Origin of the sequence: uncultured Campylobacter sp. (assembly GCF_938015785.1) — a bacterium.
Lineage (GTDB): Bacteria > Campylobacterota > Campylobacteria > Campylobacterales > Campylobacteraceae > Campylobacter_B.
Genome location: NZ_CALLWC010000051.1, coordinates 50,984 through 69,050 on the forward strand (window position 1 = coordinate 50,984; position 18,067 = coordinate 69,050).

19 protein-coding genes are annotated in these 18,067 nt (G+C 47.5%); 11 read left to right on the forward strand and 8 right to left on the reverse strand.

Going from position 1 to position 18,067, the window contains the following annotated elements:
- Nucleotides 1–20 precede the first annotated feature (20 nt).
- The 4 genes from dnaJ to Q0393_RS07620 all read left to right on the forward strand — a co-directional run bounded on the left by dnaJ (nucleotide 21) and on the right by Q0393_RS07620 (nucleotide 3,624).
- Nucleotides 21–1,112, forward strand: a complete 1,092-nt coding sequence (gene dnaJ, locus Q0393_RS07605) for a molecular chaperone DnaJ (protein ID WP_298979162.1) — start codon at nucleotides 21–23, stop codon at nucleotides 1,110–1,112.
- 226 nt (nucleotides 1,113–1,338) lie between these two features.
- A complete protein-coding gene (locus tag Q0393_RS07610) occupies nucleotides 1,339–2,580 on the forward strand; it encodes a hypothetical protein (RefSeq protein WP_298979164.1) in 1,242 nt (413 codons plus the stop codon).
- Between the two features lie 214 nt (nucleotides 2,581–2,794).
- Nucleotides 2,795–3,235 carry a hypothetical protein gene (locus Q0393_RS07615; protein ID WP_298979166.1) on the forward strand — a complete coding sequence of 147 codons (441 nt, stop codon included), beginning with the start codon at nucleotides 2,795–2,797 and terminating at the stop codon, nucleotides 3,233–3,235.
- 167 nt (nucleotides 3,236–3,402) lie between these two features.
- On the forward strand, nucleotides 3,403–3,624 hold the full coding sequence (locus Q0393_RS07620; protein WP_298063516.1) for a hypothetical protein: 222 nt from the start codon (nucleotides 3,403–3,405) through the stop codon (nucleotides 3,622–3,624).
- A gap of 310 nt (nucleotides 3,625–3,934) precedes the next feature.
- On the opposite strand, the gene Q0393_RS07625 is transcribed toward Q0393_RS07620, so the two are convergent.
- The 5 genes from Q0393_RS07625 to Q0393_RS07645 all read right to left on the reverse strand — a co-directional run bounded on the left by Q0393_RS07625 (nucleotide 3,935) and on the right by Q0393_RS07645 (nucleotide 7,880).
- Nucleotides 3,935–5,272 (reverse strand): M48 family metallopeptidase, encoded by a 1,338-nt coding sequence (locus tag Q0393_RS07625; protein ID WP_298979168.1) that lies wholly within the window; start codon nucleotides 5,270–5,272, stop codon nucleotides 3,935–3,937.
- A complete protein-coding gene (locus Q0393_RS07630; protein ID WP_298979170.1) occupies nucleotides 5,248–6,570 on the reverse strand; it encodes an MATE family efflux transporter in 1,323 nt (440 codons plus the stop codon). Before Q0393_RS07630 ends, Q0393_RS07625 begins: the two co-directional genes overlap by 25 nt.
- A 252-nt stretch (nucleotides 6,571–6,822) precedes the next feature.
- Entirely contained in the window at nucleotides 6,823–7,104 is a 282-nt protein-coding gene (locus Q0393_RS07635; protein ID WP_298979172.1) for a type II toxin-antitoxin system RelE/ParE family toxin, read from the reverse strand.
- Nucleotides 7,101–7,352 (reverse strand): hypothetical protein, encoded by a 252-nt coding sequence (locus Q0393_RS07640; protein ID WP_298979174.1) that lies wholly within the window; start codon nucleotides 7,350–7,352, stop codon nucleotides 7,101–7,103. The genes Q0393_RS07635 and Q0393_RS07640 overlap by 4 nt, the downstream gene beginning before the upstream one ends.
- Before the next feature lie 87 nt (nucleotides 7,353–7,439).
- A complete protein-coding gene (locus tag Q0393_RS07645) occupies nucleotides 7,440–7,880 on the reverse strand; it encodes a GNAT family N-acetyltransferase (RefSeq protein WP_291939340.1) in 441 nt (146 codons plus the stop codon).
- A 217-nt stretch (nucleotides 7,881–8,097) separates the two neighbouring features.
- On the opposite strand from Q0393_RS07645, the gene Q0393_RS07650 reads away from it, so the two are divergent.
- The 3 genes from Q0393_RS07650 to Q0393_RS07660 all read left to right on the forward strand — a co-directional run bounded on the left by Q0393_RS07650 (nucleotide 8,098) and on the right by Q0393_RS07660 (nucleotide 9,722).
- Nucleotides 8,098–9,084 (forward strand): amidohydrolase family protein, encoded by a 987-nt coding sequence (locus Q0393_RS07650; protein WP_298979177.1) that lies wholly within the window; start codon nucleotides 8,098–8,100, stop codon nucleotides 9,082–9,084.
- 23 nt (nucleotides 9,085–9,107) lie between these two features.
- A complete protein-coding gene (locus Q0393_RS07655) occupies nucleotides 9,108–9,395 on the forward strand; it encodes a hypothetical protein (protein ID WP_298979178.1) in 288 nt (95 codons plus the stop codon).
- A gap of 195 nt (nucleotides 9,396–9,590) precedes the next feature.
- Nucleotides 9,591–9,722: a hypothetical protein gene (locus Q0393_RS07660; RefSeq protein WP_298979180.1), complete on the forward strand. Its 132-nt coding sequence runs from the start codon at nucleotides 9,591–9,593 to the stop codon at nucleotides 9,720–9,722.
- Between the two features lie 1,186 nt (nucleotides 9,723–10,908).
- Here the strand turns inward: Q0393_RS07660 and Q0393_RS07665 are convergent.
- On the reverse strand, nucleotides 10,909–11,646 hold the full coding sequence (locus tag Q0393_RS07665; protein WP_298979182.1) for a hypothetical protein: 738 nt from the start codon (nucleotides 11,644–11,646) through the stop codon (nucleotides 10,909–10,911).
- Nucleotides 11,647–11,725: 79 nt separating this feature from the next.
- Here Q0393_RS07665 and abc-f point away from each other — a divergent pair, with 79 nt between their 5' ends.
- The 4 genes from abc-f to Q0393_RS07685 are packed head-to-tail and all read left to right on the forward strand — an operon-like array spanning nucleotide 11,726 to nucleotide 16,337.
- Nucleotides 11,726–13,672: a ribosomal protection-like ABC-F family protein gene (gene abc-f / locus Q0393_RS07670; protein WP_298979183.1), complete on the forward strand. Its 1,947-nt coding sequence runs from the start codon at nucleotides 11,726–11,728 to the stop codon at nucleotides 13,670–13,672.
- A gap of 5 nt (nucleotides 13,673–13,677) precedes the next feature.
- Nucleotides 13,678–14,886 carry a M48 family metallopeptidase gene (locus Q0393_RS07675; protein ID WP_298979185.1) on the forward strand — a complete coding sequence of 403 codons (1,209 nt, stop codon included), beginning with the start codon at nucleotides 13,678–13,680 and terminating at the stop codon, nucleotides 14,884–14,886.
- Nucleotides 14,873–15,673 carry a peptide chain release factor N(5)-glutamine methyltransferase gene (gene prmC / locus Q0393_RS07680; protein WP_298979187.1) on the forward strand — a complete coding sequence of 267 codons (801 nt, stop codon included), beginning with the start codon at nucleotides 14,873–14,875 and terminating at the stop codon, nucleotides 15,671–15,673. The genes Q0393_RS07675 and prmC overlap by 14 nt, the downstream gene beginning before the upstream one ends.
- Before the next feature lie 7 nt (nucleotides 15,674–15,680).
- A complete protein-coding gene (locus Q0393_RS07685) occupies nucleotides 15,681–16,337 on the forward strand; it encodes a uracil-DNA glycosylase (RefSeq protein WP_298979189.1) in 657 nt (218 codons plus the stop codon).
- 483 nt (nucleotides 16,338–16,820) lie between these two features.
- Here Q0393_RS07685 and Q0393_RS07690 read toward each other — a convergent pair whose 3' ends face one another.
- Nucleotides 16,821–17,216 carry a YbgC/FadM family acyl-CoA thioesterase gene (locus tag Q0393_RS07690; RefSeq protein WP_298979191.1) on the reverse strand — a complete coding sequence of 132 codons (396 nt, stop codon included), beginning with the start codon at nucleotides 17,214–17,216 and terminating at the stop codon, nucleotides 16,821–16,823.
- Nucleotides 17,206–17,730 carry a DUF4149 domain-containing protein gene (locus Q0393_RS07695; RefSeq protein WP_298979193.1) on the reverse strand — a complete coding sequence of 175 codons (525 nt, stop codon included), beginning with the start codon at nucleotides 17,728–17,730 and terminating at the stop codon, nucleotides 17,206–17,208. The genes Q0393_RS07690 and Q0393_RS07695 overlap by 11 nt, the downstream gene beginning before the upstream one ends.
- Nucleotides 17,731–18,067: the final 337 nt, after the last annotated feature.

The following is an 18,067-nucleotide window of genomic DNA, read 5'->3' on the forward strand; positions in this document are numbered from 1 at the left end:
TATAGTTTAAGGAGAATTTCGTGGAAGAAGATTATTATGAAATTTTAGGCGTGGCGCGCGATGCCGACGCCGAGACGATAAAAAAGGCGTTTCGAAAGCTCGCTTTGCAATTCCATCCCGACCGCAACCAAGGCGACAAGCAGTCCGAGGAGAAATTTAAAAAGATCAACGAAGCGTATCAAATTTTAAGCGACGATCAAAAGCGCAGGATGTATGATCGCTACGGCAAAGAGGGCATCAGCGGCGCATACGGCGGCGCGGGCGGCGGAGGATTTGATTTTAGCTCCATTTTCGGCGATTTTTTTGAGCAGGCATTCGGCGGAGGCGGTCGCTCACGCCCTAGCGATCCATACGGCATAGATACCGAACTGGTCGTAACGCTGGAGTTTAAAGAGGCTTTAGAGGGCGTACACAAGGAGATAAAATACAAGATTAAAAAGCCGTGCTCCACCTGCGACGCTACCGGCTCGAAGGATAAAAAAAGACACACCTGCTCCGCTTGCGGCGGCACTGGGCGCGTCGCGGTCAGGCGCGGATATATGAGCTTCATCCAAAGCTGCTCCGAATGCGGCGGCACGGGCGAGATCGTAAAAGACAGATGCAAGGATTGCGGCGGCAAGGGCTTTACCGAGGAGGACGTGAGCCTTAAATTTGACATTCCTGCAGGTATCGACGACGGACAGCGCGTGCGCCTAAGCGGCAAAGGTAACGTCTCTAAAACCGGCGAGATCGGGGATCTGTACGTGATAGTGCGCGTGAAGGAGGACAGCCACTTCCTGCGCGATGGAGATGATCTGTATATCGAGGTGCCGGTGTTTTTCACGCAGGCGATCTTGGGCGAGAGCATCGAGGTGCCGACGCCGCGCGGCAAGGCGGAGCTGAAACTCAAAGTAGGTACCAAGGACAAGCAGCGCTTCACGATCTACGGTGAGGGCGCGCCGAATATCCGCACTAAGAAAAACGGCGATCTGATCGTGCAGGTAAACGTCCAGACGCCTAAAAAATTGAACGAGAAGCAAGAGGCGCTTTTGCGCGAGCTTCAAGAAAGCTTCGGCAGTAAGGGCGGAGACGACGAGGGGATACTCGATAAAATCAAGAATTTTTTCAAGTAAACTGCCTTGATCTGCCTTGATCTGTTTTGAGCGGTGGTCTTGCGGTTTTATTCACCAAAGTACGGGATTTTCGCTTGGAATCTCGCTAAGAGTTTGGATGTAATTTCGGTGTAAATTTCGTGTCATTATTTGGATAAAATTTAATTAGCATTTAATATTATTTAAATTTAAAGATTCTTAATATTAGTAAAGCAAATTAAAATTTTTATAATTAAGAGGTAGGATGATGTTAAAACAAATTTTAAATGTAGCGTTAGCATATGTTGGGGTTATTGTCGGTGCTGGATTATCGTCCGGTCAGGATCTGATGCAATATTTCGTCAGTTTTGGCAAATGGGGTATTCTTGGAGCCGTTATTCTTGGTATCCTCAATGCCGTCTTTGGTAAAATCATTATTACATTCGGTAGTTATTTTAGATCCAATGATCACTTTGAAGTTCTTTCACAAATTGCTGGATCTATCACTAATAAAATTCTTGATATTTCTTTAATTATTTGCTGTTTTGTGGTAGGTTTTGTCATGATTGCCGGGGCTGGATCAAATCTTAATCAGCAATTTGGCATGCCATTCTGGTCAGGAGCACTCCTATGTGCCGTATTGATAATCCTTGTTAGCTTTCTTAATTTTGAAAAAATCACGAATGTGATCGGAATATTTACGCCTATTATTTTTATCATGATTATGATTATGGCAGTGTATACCTTTGCAAGTCAACGTTTTGATTTTAAAGAATTAGAAACAATTGCAAATACAATCTCTACTCCAATGCCAAATATCTGGTTTTCTGTTCTGAATTATTTTTCGCTCTGCGTTATGACAGGTGTATCAATGGCTTTTGTATTAGGGGGATCCATTATGAGGATTGGTGTAGCAGAAAAAGGTGGTACTTTGGGTGGATTTATAATCGGTATTATCATCACAGTTACAACCTGTATCTTATATGCAAATGTAAAACTTGCAACGACTGTTGATATTCCTATGTTGGCTATTGCCAAACAGATTCACCCTGCATTTGCGTTTGTGTATGCACTTGTTATCTTCGGCTTGATCTTTAATACTGCTTTCAGTTTATTCTATGCCTTAGCAAAACGTTTCTCATCTAATCAATCAAAACGTTTTTATCCAATTATGATTGGCACCGTAGTTGTAGGGTATATATTATCCTTTATGGGCTTTAAAAAATTAGTATCGATTATGTATCCAATTCTAGGTTATATTGGTTTCATAATGTTGATGGTATTACTAATTGGGTGGATCAAAGAGAGGTCAAATGTTAGAGATGAGAAGTTTTTGCGTCGCAAGATGATTCGGTTGATCACAAAAAAATATGATGATGAACAGGAATATACGAAGGCAGATAAAGAAAAATTTCAGAAGCTGGGTGAGGATTCAATAGTTGATACTAAAAGTATTAAAAGCGATATCAAAGATCTTGTCAAAGAGCAGTTCACTGATGATAACAAATAAATAAAGTTCAAAAAAATAAAGAAAGAACGATTATTTGAATTGGTTGAATTTTAAAGGGCGGTAAAGGATTTCGCTTGAAATAAAAAGAGCTCGGAAAACCTTGATTAGCCTAATTTAATATAATGATTTTAAAAAGATTAAATCAAACATATTTTCTGTTCTTTATCGTAAAAATTTCAAAATAAAAGCAACTATGAATTTAAAAAGGACAAAGATGGATCGCAAAAACGGACCTGCGAATTTCAGATCCGCAGATGATGAGATGTTTACGTTTTTATCGAGCTTGGGCGATCGCTGGCGAGTGAGCGAGGGCGGAGCGCGCTTTATAGAGGAAAATTTCACCTTCGTCGGTTCCAAGCCCGTCTTGCGGGGATTGAAAGATTACGTGACCGCGGGCTGCCTGAGCTTTGCCGGTGCCAGAAGCTTCATAGACGCAAACCCTGCGGTAAAAGCGAGGATTTTAGGCGGCGAAATCTGCTATCTAGGCGATAGTTTAACGAGCGCCGAGGTTAAATTTGCGCCCGAATATTTTTACGATTTTTTAAAATTTATAATGGAACAGATCCCTGAACACCACTATTTTTTCAGCCCTACCGCGCGCTGGCTCCTGCTGGTTGCGATGGAGAAATACGTGGAATTTGCGGCTTTGGATTAATATTTGGATCCACGAAAATTTGCGAAATTTTGCCGATTTAAGGCGTGAAAAATTTTATCTAGGTATAGATAGGCGCATATGAGGGTAATTAAAATTCGCTTGAGCTAAAAAAATTTCATTTTAAGATTTGCGGAAGTAAAATAACAGATCAAATTTAAAGGCACCCCATGAAAAATCCAGAATGGCTAGGTAAAGAAATTTATCGCGTGGAAAGAAGTAAAATTTTTGGGCACTTAAGACCATATTTATCATATGCGGTATTATTATTACTAGTGTATACCGGTTGGTATAGAGGCGATATTATTGGTATTTCTATCTCATTTATTATATTTTTTAACGCTCATAATGCTATTTACAGAGCAGACGTTTCGAAAAATTATATTTTATGAAAATGGCTTTGTAATATCTAATTATTTTACGAAGACATTCAAATATGATGAATTAAAATTAATATATTTGCAATTTTCGTCTGGACTATTTTTTAAAGAAAATGCTCCGCTTATAATAAATTTTGACTTCAAGAAATTATGGATAGAGGGACTTATCTTTGACATCAATACATCGTTAATACAAAAAAATGAGATCGAAAGAATAATAGAGATTTTTAAATTAAAAGAAGTTCATTATGACGATAGTGTAAAAGCAGGGATATAAAAATAGGCAAAATATTGCTATTGCAAAAGTTCTTTGAGGCGGTCTTTACCCCTTGCCTAGCTTGATACGTGCCCTAAAATCGGGCATGATCTGCGCGATGAGCGCGTAAAAATCCGCTCCGTGATTTGCGTGGATAAGGTGCGCGAGCTCATGCAGCACGACGTATTCGACGAAGCGCCGATCCCGCTCTATCAGGCTTAGCGAGAAGTTGAGATAGCCCTTAGCGTGGTTGCAGCTGCCCCAGCGCGTCTGCATTTTGCGCACCCGCACCCGCGCGATCTTGCGGCCTATTCGCGGGGAAAATTTCTCGATATAGCGTAGGTAAAGCTCAAGCGCAAAGGCCTTTTTAAACGCCGCAAACTCACCCTCGCTCTCGCAAAAGATCACGTCTCGTGACATAAAAATTTTATCTTTAAATTTAGAGCTTTGGATAAAATTTTTGATCGTAAAATCGGGCTCGTTGCGCTCGATATCCGCCGCTTGCACGCTTTGTACTACATTTTGCGGCACGTTTTTACTCGCGGATTTTGAAGTTCCTTCATTCACAGCGGGTTTAAATTTTAAAATTCCTTCGCCCGCGACAGAGCTAAAATTTGAAATTTCTCCGCTTGCAGCAGGTTTAAAATTTGAAATTCCCTCACCCGCGATAGGTTTAAATTTTAAAATTTCGTCCCTTGCGGCGGGGTTAAATTTTAAATTTTCGCCGTAGGATTGTTCGAAAATATTTTGCGCCGCCGTATTTATAAACCCGCTGCTTTGTCGCATTTTGCTCTGTTGCGAGAGCCCTTGCGCCGCATCGTCCGGTAGGTTAAATTTCAAATCCTCGCCCGCTGCACCATTTTGCGAGGTGTGTCCGCCCGAGTGAAATTTTAAAATTTCATTTTCCGCAGCGCCGTCCGCACCGTCATTCATGCCGCTAGTGCCGTTATTTGCGCCGCCTCTCACATCGACGCCATCGACGCCGCTACCGCTTATGCCCGCGCCGCTTTGTAAATGAGCCGAATTTACGCCGCCCGCGTCACTATTCGCATCGCCATTCGCCCAGTTCACGCAGCCTTGCGTGCCGCTATCGCCTAAACTTTTATTCGCGCCGCAGTTCGCGCCAAGCTCGACCTCGCGGCTAAATTTCAGCTTGTAAATTTTGCCTAAAATTCTAATCTCGTCGCTCGCTAAAAGTTTGCTTCGCAGCCGCTCTAGCGTTTGGCGGATCCAGCTTTCGTGCTTTAGGATGAAGTCTTTCGCCTGTGCCGCGGTGTAGGAGCGCGGCACGCTCACGCTGATTTCGCAGTCCTTGCTAATGCGAATGCGCGCGTATTTCATCCGCTTAAAACGCAGACTGATCGGCAAGCCTAGCAAATTTAGACTAACTTTTTGCTCTGCCATTTTTTACTTATCCATCGCGCCGTATTCGCGCTGCCGCGTAGCCACTCGTCGCAGAAAAACCCGATCCAAACGCCCAAAATTCCATACCCCAGATGGATACCCAAAAGCCAGCCCACGGGGATCGAGATGCCCCACATAAAGATCACGCCCATCGCAAAGGGAAACCTCGCGTCGCCGCTTGCGCGCAGGGCGTTTACGAAGACGATATTAAGCGTCCGCCCGAACTCAAGCCCCAGCGTGAGGTAAAAAAGCGGCCGCATGACCTGCTTGTGCGCCTCGCTTAGGCTTAACATCTCCATGATCTGCTCGCGCGCTAAAAATACGATCGCGACGAAAAGCGCCGTCGCCCCGAGCCCAAGGCGCAGCGCGGTAAATGTGTGTCGGTACGCCTCCTGCGGCTTGGCAGCGCCTACGAGGCGGCCTACGATCACTTCGTTTGCCATACTGATCGCGCTTCCGCCGAAGAAGATGAATGATGAAATTTGAAAATAGATCGTCTGCACGGTAAGGCTCGCCTCGCCCATGCTCGCGACGAAGGCGAATGCGACCAGATACTGCACGATCCACAGCATGTTTTCGCCCGCGCTCGGAAGCCCTACGGATAGAATTTTACGCAGCGTGGCAAACTGGATCTTTAAAAACATCGTGAGGTAAAATTTTATCTTTAGCACCTTCGTGATGATAAGGAAGAATAAAAATACGCCGATCATGCGCCCTGCGATCGTGCTTACGCCTATGCCCTCAAGCCCGTAGTACGGCAGTCCGAACGGCCGAAAGAGCACGACGTAGTTGCCCGCGAGCGTGACTAAATTCATCACCACGGAGACCGCGATGATGAAATTTGCGTATCCGTAGACGCGAACGATGGCGCTAAGCACGATCGCTACGGCGTCTATCGCAAAGACGATGCTGATAACCTTAAGATAGATCGCGCTTTCGCTCAAAAGCTCGGCGGGCACCTGCAGAGCGTGCAGTAAAAACGGTGCGCAGCTAAAGACGAAAATGCCGCTACAAAGTCCCACGAGCGCGTTAAATGTGATGCTCGTGTGGATCGCACGCATCGCTAGGACTTTGTTTTTCGCCCCCAGCGCCTGCGCTACGAGTACCGAGCAGCCCACGGCGAGGAAGCCGAAAACGGTGACGAAGAGCAAAAATATCTCGTTGCCCGCTCCTAACGCGCCCACGAGCGAGACGTCCACGCGCGAGATCATGTAGGTGTTGATAAACGTGGTTACTAGGCGCAAAAACATATCGACGTAGATTGCGAGCGAGAGCCTTAGTAGCGAGATTTCTTTCATATTTTGCCTTTATTTGGGGGAAATTGTAGCCGAAAATTCTTTTAGGTTTGCTTTCGCAAAGGTGGGGGCGAGCGGAGTTGTTTTGCGCGCCGTGCGATATGCGTAAAATTATAATTTACGGTGCCCGGTGCGAATATGCGGTGATTTAGCACAGACGAGCGGTTGGTTTATTTGGCGCTGTGGCCGCGAATGAGCGGTTTTAATAAATGGAGCGCGGAATTTAAACGCGGATGTTTTTAAATAAACATCAAGTTATCTCAATAAATTTTGCTTAAATATCGCTAGGATAACGATCGTATCGCTGGGTTCGTCTATTAGATACGGGATTACGAAACCCTTGAATATGAAATCTCTAATTTTATCATCGTCAAAGCTTTTTGATCTACGAAATTTATACGGCATAAAGCCAAGCTCGCCTGCTCGCGCAAAAAGCTCGTTTTTAAAATTTTCCGCCGCATCCTCTGAGTGCTCTGCGATAAATTCTACTATCTTGCTAAGCTGCGCACGAAATCTTTTAGACTGGATTATTTTCAATTTTTCCAGCCCTTGCCTAGCTCCTCGAAGCCGCTTAGATCGCCGTTTGCATATGATTTTAAATCTGCATCCATTCCGCTTTTTATCTCGTCGTAACTTTCGCCGGATCTGAACTCCGATAGAATCGTTTCTAAATTTTTCTCGCCGCTTAGAGTGATCTGTGCGGCAGGATCGATTTTTAAAAAAAGCTTCTTAAAAGTTTCGAGAGTATCGCGATCGACGCCGCTTTGGATCTGCATAGTGATCATTTTGGCTCCTTAAATTTTAGCGATTATAGCAGCTCATAGCTAAATTTAATACAGCCAAAGCTCGATAAATTTTAAAATTTATGTCCGCTAGATAGAATTTCGCTTCCTCATATGAACCGTGAAGTGCTCCGACGCGTCCTTAAAGCCGCACTTTTGTAGGAATTCTCCGGCACCCTCAGCCTTATGCAGAGGGGTCACGACAAAGGTGGTGGTGTGCGCAAAGCGCTTATTGAAGGCATTTACGAGCGCCGTACCGATACCGCGCCTTTGATAATCCTTATGAACTATCACGCAGTAAAGATAGCTCGTAGCGAAGTTATCGCGGTCGCAAAACGCCTCCAGCACCCCCACGGTCTTGCCTTGCGTTTTGGCAATCGCCACGTAATCATAGGTGCGCCACACTCTGTATGTCTCGTGCGGCGGCACGGAGGCTGCGTTTTGCTCCGTATCCCAGCCGATCGAGACCATTATCTCATCCAGATCGCTAGGCTTAAAATCAGCGGAATTTTCTAAAATTTCAAACTCCATCTTCGCTCCTTAATTGAAATAGCTTTTCAAATCGCAAGTATATCGCCGTAGCTTTAAAACGGCATTAAATATCAATTAGTGGCTCTTACGGAGAGGTTTAAATTTTAAAATTTAAAGGCGCGGCGGGGCGCTGTGCGTAAATTTAACCCAAATTTAAAATTCTAACCATTTACCGCAATTTGATATAAACTCGGCAAAATTTTCCCAAGGATCCCCGATGCAAACGCTTGATTTTCACGTCCATCTGCTAAGCAAAGAGGTGCGCTTCGACCGCCCTTACGACAGGCTCGCGCTGCGCCTTTTCGGCAGGCGCTTCGGCATAGACGTATCGCGCGCGATCAAAGAGCCCTATGAAGCCTATGTGGACGCTCTGCTCGGCGGGCTTAGAGCTTCGAAATACGTTAAAAAGGCGGTGCTTTTCGGCGTGGATGCTAAATTTAGCGACGCAGGCGAGCTAATCCATCGCGATAAGACCGTCTGTGCGGACAACGACAGCGTGTTTGAAATTTATCAAAAAAACCCAGATCTCATCGTACCGTTTTTTAGCATCAATCCAAAGCGAGCAGACGCGCTAGATGAGATCGATCGCTGCTTCGAGCTCGGATTTAAGGGGGCGAAATTTTTACAAAACTATTGGGATCTGGATACGAGGCTGCCTCGCTACGTGCCGTATTTTGAAAAGCTCGCCAAGCTCGGCTTGCCGCTAGTGATCCACGTCGGCAACGAAAGCTCGGTGCCGAGTACTCGCCGCTGCGAGGCGCTGGAGATGATATACGCGCCGCTTGAGCTGGGCGTTACGACGGTGTGCGCACACATGGCGATTAACTACGAATATTCGCATATTTTTCGTGCGCTCTCGCGCCGCCCGCGAAATTTCGGACACGATTATTTTGCGCTTCTGGCGCTTCTGCGCACGCACAAAAACCTCTACGCCGACGTTTCCGCGCTGATGACGCCGGTGCGCGCCAAGGCTCTGCCGCATCTGGCGAGCCAAACGGACGTGCACTCGCGCTTGCTTTACGCTTCGGACTTTCCGGTGCCGTATTCTGCGATATACAACACCTACGATCTGCGCCTGTCGCAGCGTATCGCGCTGCATAAAGAGCCCAATCCTTTCGATTGCAACGCGCGCGGACTGCTCGCGTATTTCGGCGAGGATAGCGAGCTGTGGAGCAACTACAAAAAAATTCTACCCTTTGCGTAGTTGGCGAAATTTAGGAAGCGGGCGTGAATTTTATAAAATATTTTTTCTCGGAAATTTTTAGGTTATTTAAGCTTCTCGTAGGCGCCGCGCTTGTGCTAACTGCAGGGTTTTTAATCTACAAACTATTCTTTGCGGAGCCGGATTTGGCGGAAAATTACGCGCAAAATCGCGTTCAAATTTTAGCCCTGCGCGATTTTGCGCGCGAGATAAAGCCTGAAGGAGTTTCTTTTGACGTCCTTTTTGGCGGCGACGAGGTCTCAAGTATGAGAGCCGTGAATAAAGACCAAAAACCAAAGTGTGAGTTTTTATAGTATAGGCGAAAAGACAAATGAGCGCGCTGTTTTAAAAATCCTAGGCTGGGATTTTGGGACTTTAAAGCCAAAGCAAAAAGCGCAAATGCCCGGGGCGTAAGTATCTGGGAGGGCGAGGACAAAACCCCTATTTACTACAAAGACGGGTTTGTCTCGGAATTTTACGAGATTTTCGAGGGTCCTGCGGGCGAGGCGGTGAAAAAAGACTACGAGATCGGCTGTGATGATAGATTTGCCGCAGACGGCGTGGTGATGGCACGCGACGGAGGCGCTACGGCGGGCTTTATATGCGTGGATCGTGACGGCTACGGCATCAAACGCAGATAAATTTTCAGCGGCTTCGTATGAAATTTTAGCGGGAATTTTTGTAGGAATTTTTATCGTCGTTGCGGATATTTTGCAAGAATTTTTTGCTGTTATTGCGAATATTTTAGGGTTGTTAAGAATACTTTGCAGCTCCTGTTTTGTCGAGCCTGCAGTTTAATCGCTTGTTCCGTTTACAGCAAGGATGTACCCTTGCCGTTTAGGTGCGTAAACGCGGATATAAACATGGCGGGATTCGCCCAAATTTACCCAATATTTGCGGTGTCAAAATTCGAAGACGTAAGATTAGAATTCGGTGCATTTGCAGCTTTTCGCAGTTGGTTCCGAGCAAATGTAGCAAATGACATAGTGAGCGCGAGTAATGGAGCGGTCGGCGCTGTCTGTATAGCGAGAGAAAAGGCGAAACGTGCGTCGGGCAAAGCGCTCAGTAGAGAGCTGATAATGAAGCATGCGCCGCGAAATTTCGCAGGGCAAAATTCTGCAAACGGTAATTCGCGAAATTCCGTCGTCGCAAATTCGGCAGGTATCGGCTAAGTGCGCCCGCCCGACGCTAAATTTTAAAATTTAAACCTAGCGGCGTGTATCGTAGCGCCGAAGCACCCTTTGGCGCAGTGTAAATTTTGAAATTTCAGCGGTAAATTTAGCTCGTAGGTGCACTAAATGAAACGGCGGGGTCATACACTGCGCCGCGCTGCTGTTTAAATTTAGCTTGCAGGCGCGCTAAATCCTAGCCGCGACATAATTTGTTTTAAATTTTACAACGACGGCTCGCTTTAAGTTTTAAACCGCTAGCACAACCTACAAAAATTTAGCGCTACCCCTCCTGAAATTTGCATTACGCCGTGCCGCCTGTGCCGCAGCGACGAGCTACCGTATGATTTGCGCTTAAACAGATATCGCACTTATCCAAAGCCACTAAAGCACCGACGATGCGCTGTGTCATTCGCGCCGAATTGCGCTGCACCTTTCTTGTCGCACCGCTTGCGTTATAAAATTTTAATGTGGGTTTGTTTTAAAATTCATTGTATCGCACAAAAAAACCGTTGCGCGAGAAATTCTAGCGGCGGCTTGCTTTAAATTTACGCTTCGTGCCGCTTCTCGGCTCGTTTATTTCAATCTCTTGCAGCGCCAATTTGTCGAGCCTGCCATTTAATTGCCCGCCCCGCTAAATTTTAAATTTCCACGAATTTTAAGAATTTATGAGGCTTAAAAGTGCTTTTGAAATTCTTGTGATCTCATCTTGCATATGCCCGCCGGGATTTTGCTCAAACTCCGCTTTTGCGCCCGCGTCGCGGCATTTGGCGATAAAATTTCGCGCCGTCTCGCCGCAGAGTGCTCCGCGCGGATTTTTCGGGTTCATCTCGGCCTCGCCCAAGGACGCGTAGACGTGCGCCAGCCCCCTTTGCGGCGAGTGTGCGGCGACGAAGGCGTCAAATCCGCCGAACCAAAACGACGCCGAGACGCAGGCGATCTTTTGAAATTTATCGCTTGCAAACGCCGCATACGCGCTAAAAAGCCCCGCCAGCGAGTATCCCGCACATGCTTGCCACGCAGGCTTTCCCGCGCCGAATACATGCTGCTCGATACGCGGGATCAGCTCGTTCGTAAATTTTTTCAAGTGCGCCGCGCCGCCACCTGCGAAATCGCGCACCCCCTTAAACGGCGACTTTGCCGCCCACGGGCTAAGCTTATCGCCCCACTGCGCTTCGTTTAGATAGACCGCCGCAAGCACGAAATTCGCGCCGCTTTGTCGCGAGACGAGCTCGTAAATTTCGCCCATGCTAGCCGCATCAAAATCCAAGGCGTGCAGGTAGATGATCGGCGGCGCGGACACGGCTTCTTTTGTAAAGGAGGGCGCAGCTGCAAAAAACGGCGCGTGCGGGGCGAAAATTTCTACGCGCAGGCCGTTAAATTCCAAACTTTGCATCGCTAAAGCCTTAAAAGTTATTAAAATTTAATAGAATTTTGTGTAAAATCATCAAATTTAACACTAGAGGAACTTAAAATTGGCTTTGATCGAGCTTATCGATGTTACGAAAAAATTCGGCTCTCACGTCGTTTTAGACGGCGTCAATTTCGCACTGGACGCTAACGAGCGCGTTGCCGTGATCGGCAAAAACGGCGGCGGTAAATCCACGCTGATGAAGATAATTGCGGGTCTGTGCGAGATCGACGAGGGGCGTGTGATCACTCAAAACGGGCTAAATATCCAGATGCTCGCTCAAACGCCGAAATTTGACGAAAACCTCTCGGTCAAAGACGCGCTGCGAAGGGAGCTAGCTGAAATTTACGCCGCCCTTAGCGAATACGACGCGATCTCGAGCGAAATCGCCGCACATCCCGAAAACAAGGAGCTTTTAGCGCGCCAAGACGAACTGATTAAATTTATCGAGGCCAAGGACGGCTGGCAGATCGATAATAAGATCGAGCAGGTACTGCAAAATTTCGGACTTAAAATTTACGAAAACCGCTCTGTCTGCACGCTTAGCGGCGGCGAAATTCGTCGCGTGGCGCTGGGCGCGCTGGTGCTTAAAAAGCCCGACGTGCTGCTGCTGGACGAGCCCACGAATCACCTCGACGTCTATATGGTGAAATTTCTAGAGGAGATGCTGCTTAGCTCGAAGCAGACGATTGTTTTTATCAGCCACGATCGCTATTTCATCGACCGCTTGGCGACGCGCAGTATCGAGATCGAAGAGGGCAAAATTTCAAATTTCGACGGCGGATACGAGAACTATCTGAGGCGCAAGCAGGAGATGCTTGCTTCGCTCGAGAAGTCTCACGAGACGCTGCTTAAACAGCTGCGCGCCGAGGAGGAGTGGCTGCACCGCGGCGTAAAGGCGCGCCTAAAGCGCAACGAAGGGCGCAAGGCACGTATCATGCAGATGAGGCAGGATGCGAAGAAAAACCCGGGCGCGATCCGTCGCGTGCGACTCGAGCTGGAGCGCGCGAGTAGGAGCTTTAACGGCACGGGCGGCGACAATCGCAAAAAGATGCTTTTTGAATGCACGAATATCGGTAAAATTTTAAACGGTAAAGTGCTTTTCAAGGGCTTTTCGGCGCGGGTTTTGCAGGGCGAGCGCATCGGCATCGTAGGCGCTAACGGCGCGGGCAAAAGCACTTTGCTTAAAATTCTACTCGGTCGCAGCAAGATCGATGCGGGTGAGATCAAACGCGGCGAGATCAAGATCGGCTACTTCGATCAGACCCGCAGCGGCATCACGGACGATAAAAGCATAATCGAAATTTTCTGTCCAAACGGCGGCGATCACATAAGCGTCCGCGGCAGCTACATGCACGTATACGGATATTTGAAAAATTTCTTGTTTCCGAAGGAATTTTTGGATAAACCCGTAGGCGTGCTTAGCGGCGGCGAAAAGAACCGCCTGGCGCTTGCGAAGCTCTTTACCGAGCAGTACGATTGTTTGATCTTGGACGAGCCGACGAATGATCTTGATATCGCGACGATCAATATTTTGGAGGATTATCTGCTAAGCTTTGAAGGCGCCGTCATAATCGTAAGCCACGATCGCTATTTTATCGATAAGATTACAAATAAGCTTTGGGTTTTTGAAAAAAACGGCACGATCGATCAAATTCAAATGCCCTATTCGCAGTATTTGGAGTTTGAAGACGAGATGGCGGAGATTGATCAGATCGAGGCCGATGCGGGCGCGAGCGCGGAGGAAGGCGGCCGCGAAAACAAAAAGGAGAAAACGAGCGCCGCGAAGCTTAGCTACAAACAGAATAAAATTTTAGAAGAGTACCCCGCTAAGATCGAGGCTATCGAGGCGCGTATAAAGGAGCTAAATCACGCGCTCTCGACGCCTGAAATTTATCAAAAGCTCGGGATGCAGGGGCTTTTTGAAGAGCTTGAAGAAAAAAGAGGAACGTTAAACAGTATGGAAAATGAATATTACGAAGTGCTTTCGCTCGCCGAGAGCCTAAAGTAGGCGCGATGGTTTGGTTTTTGATCTTTTTATACGCGCTTTACACGATTTATAAAATTTCGCTCGATCTGCTCGAGCTAAGCTTCATCCGCGTCAAGCTAAAAGAGCCTGCGGTGGTGCTTAGCGAGGAGGATTATCGCAAGGCGGGCGAGGTCGGTGCGGTAAATTTAAAATTTAATATATTTTCGCACTGCTTTTCTTTTGCGGTAGCGCTTATTTGGATACTTGCGCTCGCAGGCACGTTACAGCGCGCGATATATGATCTAGCGGGCGACGGGATTTTTGCGCAGAGCTGCTTCGTAACGGCGTTTTTAATCATCGGCGGCGCAATATCGTTTCCGCTTGAAATTTACAAAACCTTCGTTAAAGACAGACGCCTAGGCTTTTCCACGATAACACCCGCCGTTTTCGTAAAAGACGCGCTAAAATCGCTCATACTCACGCTGGTTTTCGGCTTTGCGGTAGCCTCCGCGCTCGTTTTTTGCGTGAACAGCCTGGGCGCGCACTGGTGGGTCTGGGGCTTTTTGCTAAGCTTCGGCGTGATTTTACTGATAAATCTGATCTATCCGACCGTTATCGCGCCGCTGTTTAATAAGATGCAGCCGCTAGAGCACGGCGAGCTAAAAGAGCGCATAGAGGAGCTTTTGCAGCGCTGCGGTTTTAAAAGTAGCGGCGTTTTTACGATCGACGCGAGCAAGCGCGACAAGCGCCTAAACGCCTACTTCGGCGGCTTTGGCGCGACGAAAAAGGTCGTGCTTTTCGATACGCTCATAGAAAAGCTGAGCGAGGATGAAATTTTAGCCGTTTTAGGGCACGAGCTCGGGCATTTCAAACACGGCGATGTTTTGAAAAATTTAGCGCTTAGCTTCGTGCTTTTAGGCGCGACGTTTGCGGTATTCGGAAATCTTCCCGGGAGCGTATTCGGCGCGCTGGGGCTTAACGCGGACGGCGGCGCAACGCTGGTTTTTATGATTTTGTTTGCGCCGATTTTGCATGCGTTTTTTGAGCCGGTGATCTCCAAGCTTAGCCGCATGCACGAATTTAGCGCGGACCGGCATGGCGCGAGTATGCAGGATAAAGAGAGCATGATCGGCGCGCTAAAGAAGCTGGGCAGCGAAAACAAGGCGTTTCCGCTCGCTCATAAAATTTATGCCGCGGTGTATCATTCGCACCCGAGCCTGTATGAGCGCATAAGAGAGCTTAATGAGGATCGCTGAGGCGCTAAGATGGGGCCTGCAGCAGTGCGGCTCAAAATACGTCGCACGCGAAATTTTAAAGCTTTGTGAGCATCTTAGCAGCGAAGAACTCGTGCTAAGATGCTCGGAAGAGCTCGCGCACGAAGCGGAGTTTCGCGCTAAGATCGTTGAATTTAAAGACGGTCGCCCACTTGAATACATCACGCAAAGCTGCGAGTTTATGGGCTTTAAATTTTACGTCGACGAGCGGGTGCTGATACCGCGCTGCGAGACCGAAATTTTGGTAAAAAAGGCGCTTATTTTGGCGCAGAGTTTGGGCGAGCCGCGCATTTGCGAGATCGGTACGGGCAGCGGCATAATCGCTATCTGCTTAAAAAAGCTACTTCCTGCTTGCCGTATCACGGCTAGCGACATCAGCGCTGATGCGCTTGAGGTGGCGCGTGCAAACGCCGCAAGCTTGGGTGCGGATGTCGAGTTCGTGCACTGCGCCTACGCTGATGAGATTGCGGGCGAGTTTGATCTCATCGTCTCAAATCCGCCCTACATCGCAAACTCCTACGAATTAGACGCGCGCGTGCTGCAAGAGCCGAAACAGGCGCTGTTTGGCGGCGAGCGGGGGGATGAAATTTTAAAACGCATCGTGTTGATCGCCGCACAGCGCGCAAAATTTCTAGCCTGCGAGATGGGTTACGATCAAAAGCAGAGTTTGTCGGCGTTTTTGCGCGAGCAGGGCTTTAGAGCGGAATTTTACAAAGATTTGGCGCAGTTTGATCGCGGATTCGTCGCGCGAAATTTAAACAGATCGTAGGCGCGCCGTGCAAAGCTCGCAACTACGCAGGCTGCTTTATTACAAAGCGTTCGGCTACCGCTACGTAGGCGCCGAAATTTTAAGCGGCGGCGAGCGATTTTTTAAGGCGCTGGACGCGCTGCAATCCGCTACCGCCGAGTGCAATCTCTGCGAGCTTGCTAAAACGCGTACGGGAGGCGGCGAGCAAAATTTTAAAAATTTCAAAACTATCAAAAATTTCAAAACTCCCGCGAGCGTAAAACTTATGATCGTGGCTCTTGCGCCTGGCGTTAGCGAGGGTTTTGGCGGCGGTTTGGAAGCTGAGATTGAAGCGGCGCTAGATCAAATTTGCGCGCCAGAAGAAATTTATTTTAGCTTTTTGATAAGGTGCGCGGTGCCGCAAAATAGGCGCATAAGCTCGGAAATGATCTTAAAATGCGCGCCCTATCTGACCGACGAGATCAAAATTTTAAAGCCCAAAGTCGTGCTCTGCCTAGGGGAGCTCTGCTGTAAAATCGTGCTGCGAAACGGCGATCTGGCGGGCATGGACGCGCTGCACGGCTCGGTCTTTAACGAGGGCGGCATCAGCTTCGTGCCAAGCTTCGATCCCGCATTCATCGCGCAAAATCCGAGCAAGGCGGAGCTTTTCAAAGAGGATCTGCAGAAGATAAAAGAGCTGCTGTGAGGCGCATTTTGGCGCTCGTTCTGCGTGCTTTTGATTTTGCGCGCGGCTTTTGCGCGGGCGCCTAGTTTGTGGATTGCGCCTATGCGGATGAGATCGCTGGCGAGTTTGATCGGCTTAAATTTCGCGGACAAGCGGGATTTGGCGAAAAACACGGACTCGATCTGCGCAGGTTTAAATTTTGAAGACGAGAAATTTTATAAAGCGGCGGGGGCAAGGCAAAATTTAACGCCATTGCAAAATTCTGATATTTCAAATTTTGTTTTCTATCTGGCTATCTTGGGGTGCGTGAGGGGTTTGCGTCGCGATGTAGCATCAAAATTTAAACCTTAACGCCGAGCGAAATTCTATGTCGTAAAATTTTACTAAGCTCGCAAATTTTATTACCGTCCAAGAGCTCTGCGTATTTTTGGATTTTACGCCGAAGGTCGGGCTACGCTATGTTTGCACCGCACGACTAGGTAAATTTTAACCCGCGAAATAAATTTATCTCAAAGATTTGAAAAATTCTAAAATTTCGGCGCTAAATTTGATCGGCCTGCCGTCTTTTACGAAGGCGATTTTTACGTCCTGTGCGTATAAAAGCTCGCTGAAATCTACGTTTTTAATATCTTTGATCTTGTAAATTTCTTGTCGCAAAAGGGCGCTGGCGTTTTTAAGCGCGGCTAGGCTCGTGCGAATTTCAAGCGTGTCGCCGAGGCGCGCGGGGCGGAGAAATTTAGCGCAAAGCTCGCTAACTACGAAGTGTGCGTCCGCGCGCGCGAAGTCCACCCCAGCCTGCATAAGCGCCTCGCTGCGCGCCCGCTCGCAAAATTTAATGTAGTTGGCGTGATACACGATGCCCTGCGCGTCGGTATCTTCGTAGTAAATTTTAGTCTTCATCCCGCGCGTCTTTCGCCGCCGCGACATCTCTTACGGCTAGAGCGGGGAGGATTTTTGCGAAAAACAGCACCGTTTGAAACACGATGATGAGTTTCATGCACCACTCACTAGCCGCGTGGATTTGGGCAAATTCCGGCGTCATCGTCGCTTCTGCACCGATCTTTTGAGCATTTATGACGTAGTCGGTAAAGTAAAGCACGAAAAGTAGGGCAAGTATGATATTTATGAGCGTCAGCATCAGGGTCGAAAGGCGCAAGCGAAAGGATTGCGATTTGTTGTTGTTGAAATTTATCATCTCAAAAACTAGGCAGATGATCGAGACTGCGATGAGGATGCCGCCGTATTTTACGAAGATCTCGCTCATTAGCTTGCCGCTTTGAAAGTGCGATAGCACGCCATCTCCGATAATCTGCTGCGGGAAAAATACCACGGGCGCGACGAGTGCGCCGAGCGAGAGCTCAATGCCGATAAGGGCTGCGATGATGAAGATATAGATAGAAAAAATTGCGCGCATAAAGGTCCTTTTAAATTTTGATAAATTTTAAATCGGACGTGATTATAGCGAAATCTTATAATCGTGCGCTTAAGCGTTTTACAAGCAGGTTTTATGCGCGAATGGGGTGGCGGTCAGCGGTCGTAAATATGATGAAATTTTGAATTTTTGGATGCGGCGGCATGCGAAATTTATAAAATTTTTACGGAGGGCGGAGATGAATTTATACCAGGCATGCTAAGCATAAAATTTCATTTATGAAATTTAAAATTTTCCAAATCGTTTTTTAAAATTTCTAATGCCTATTCAGCCCCCTTTAAGCATCGCTCTTGTATAATCACAATTCTGTTTCGCACCG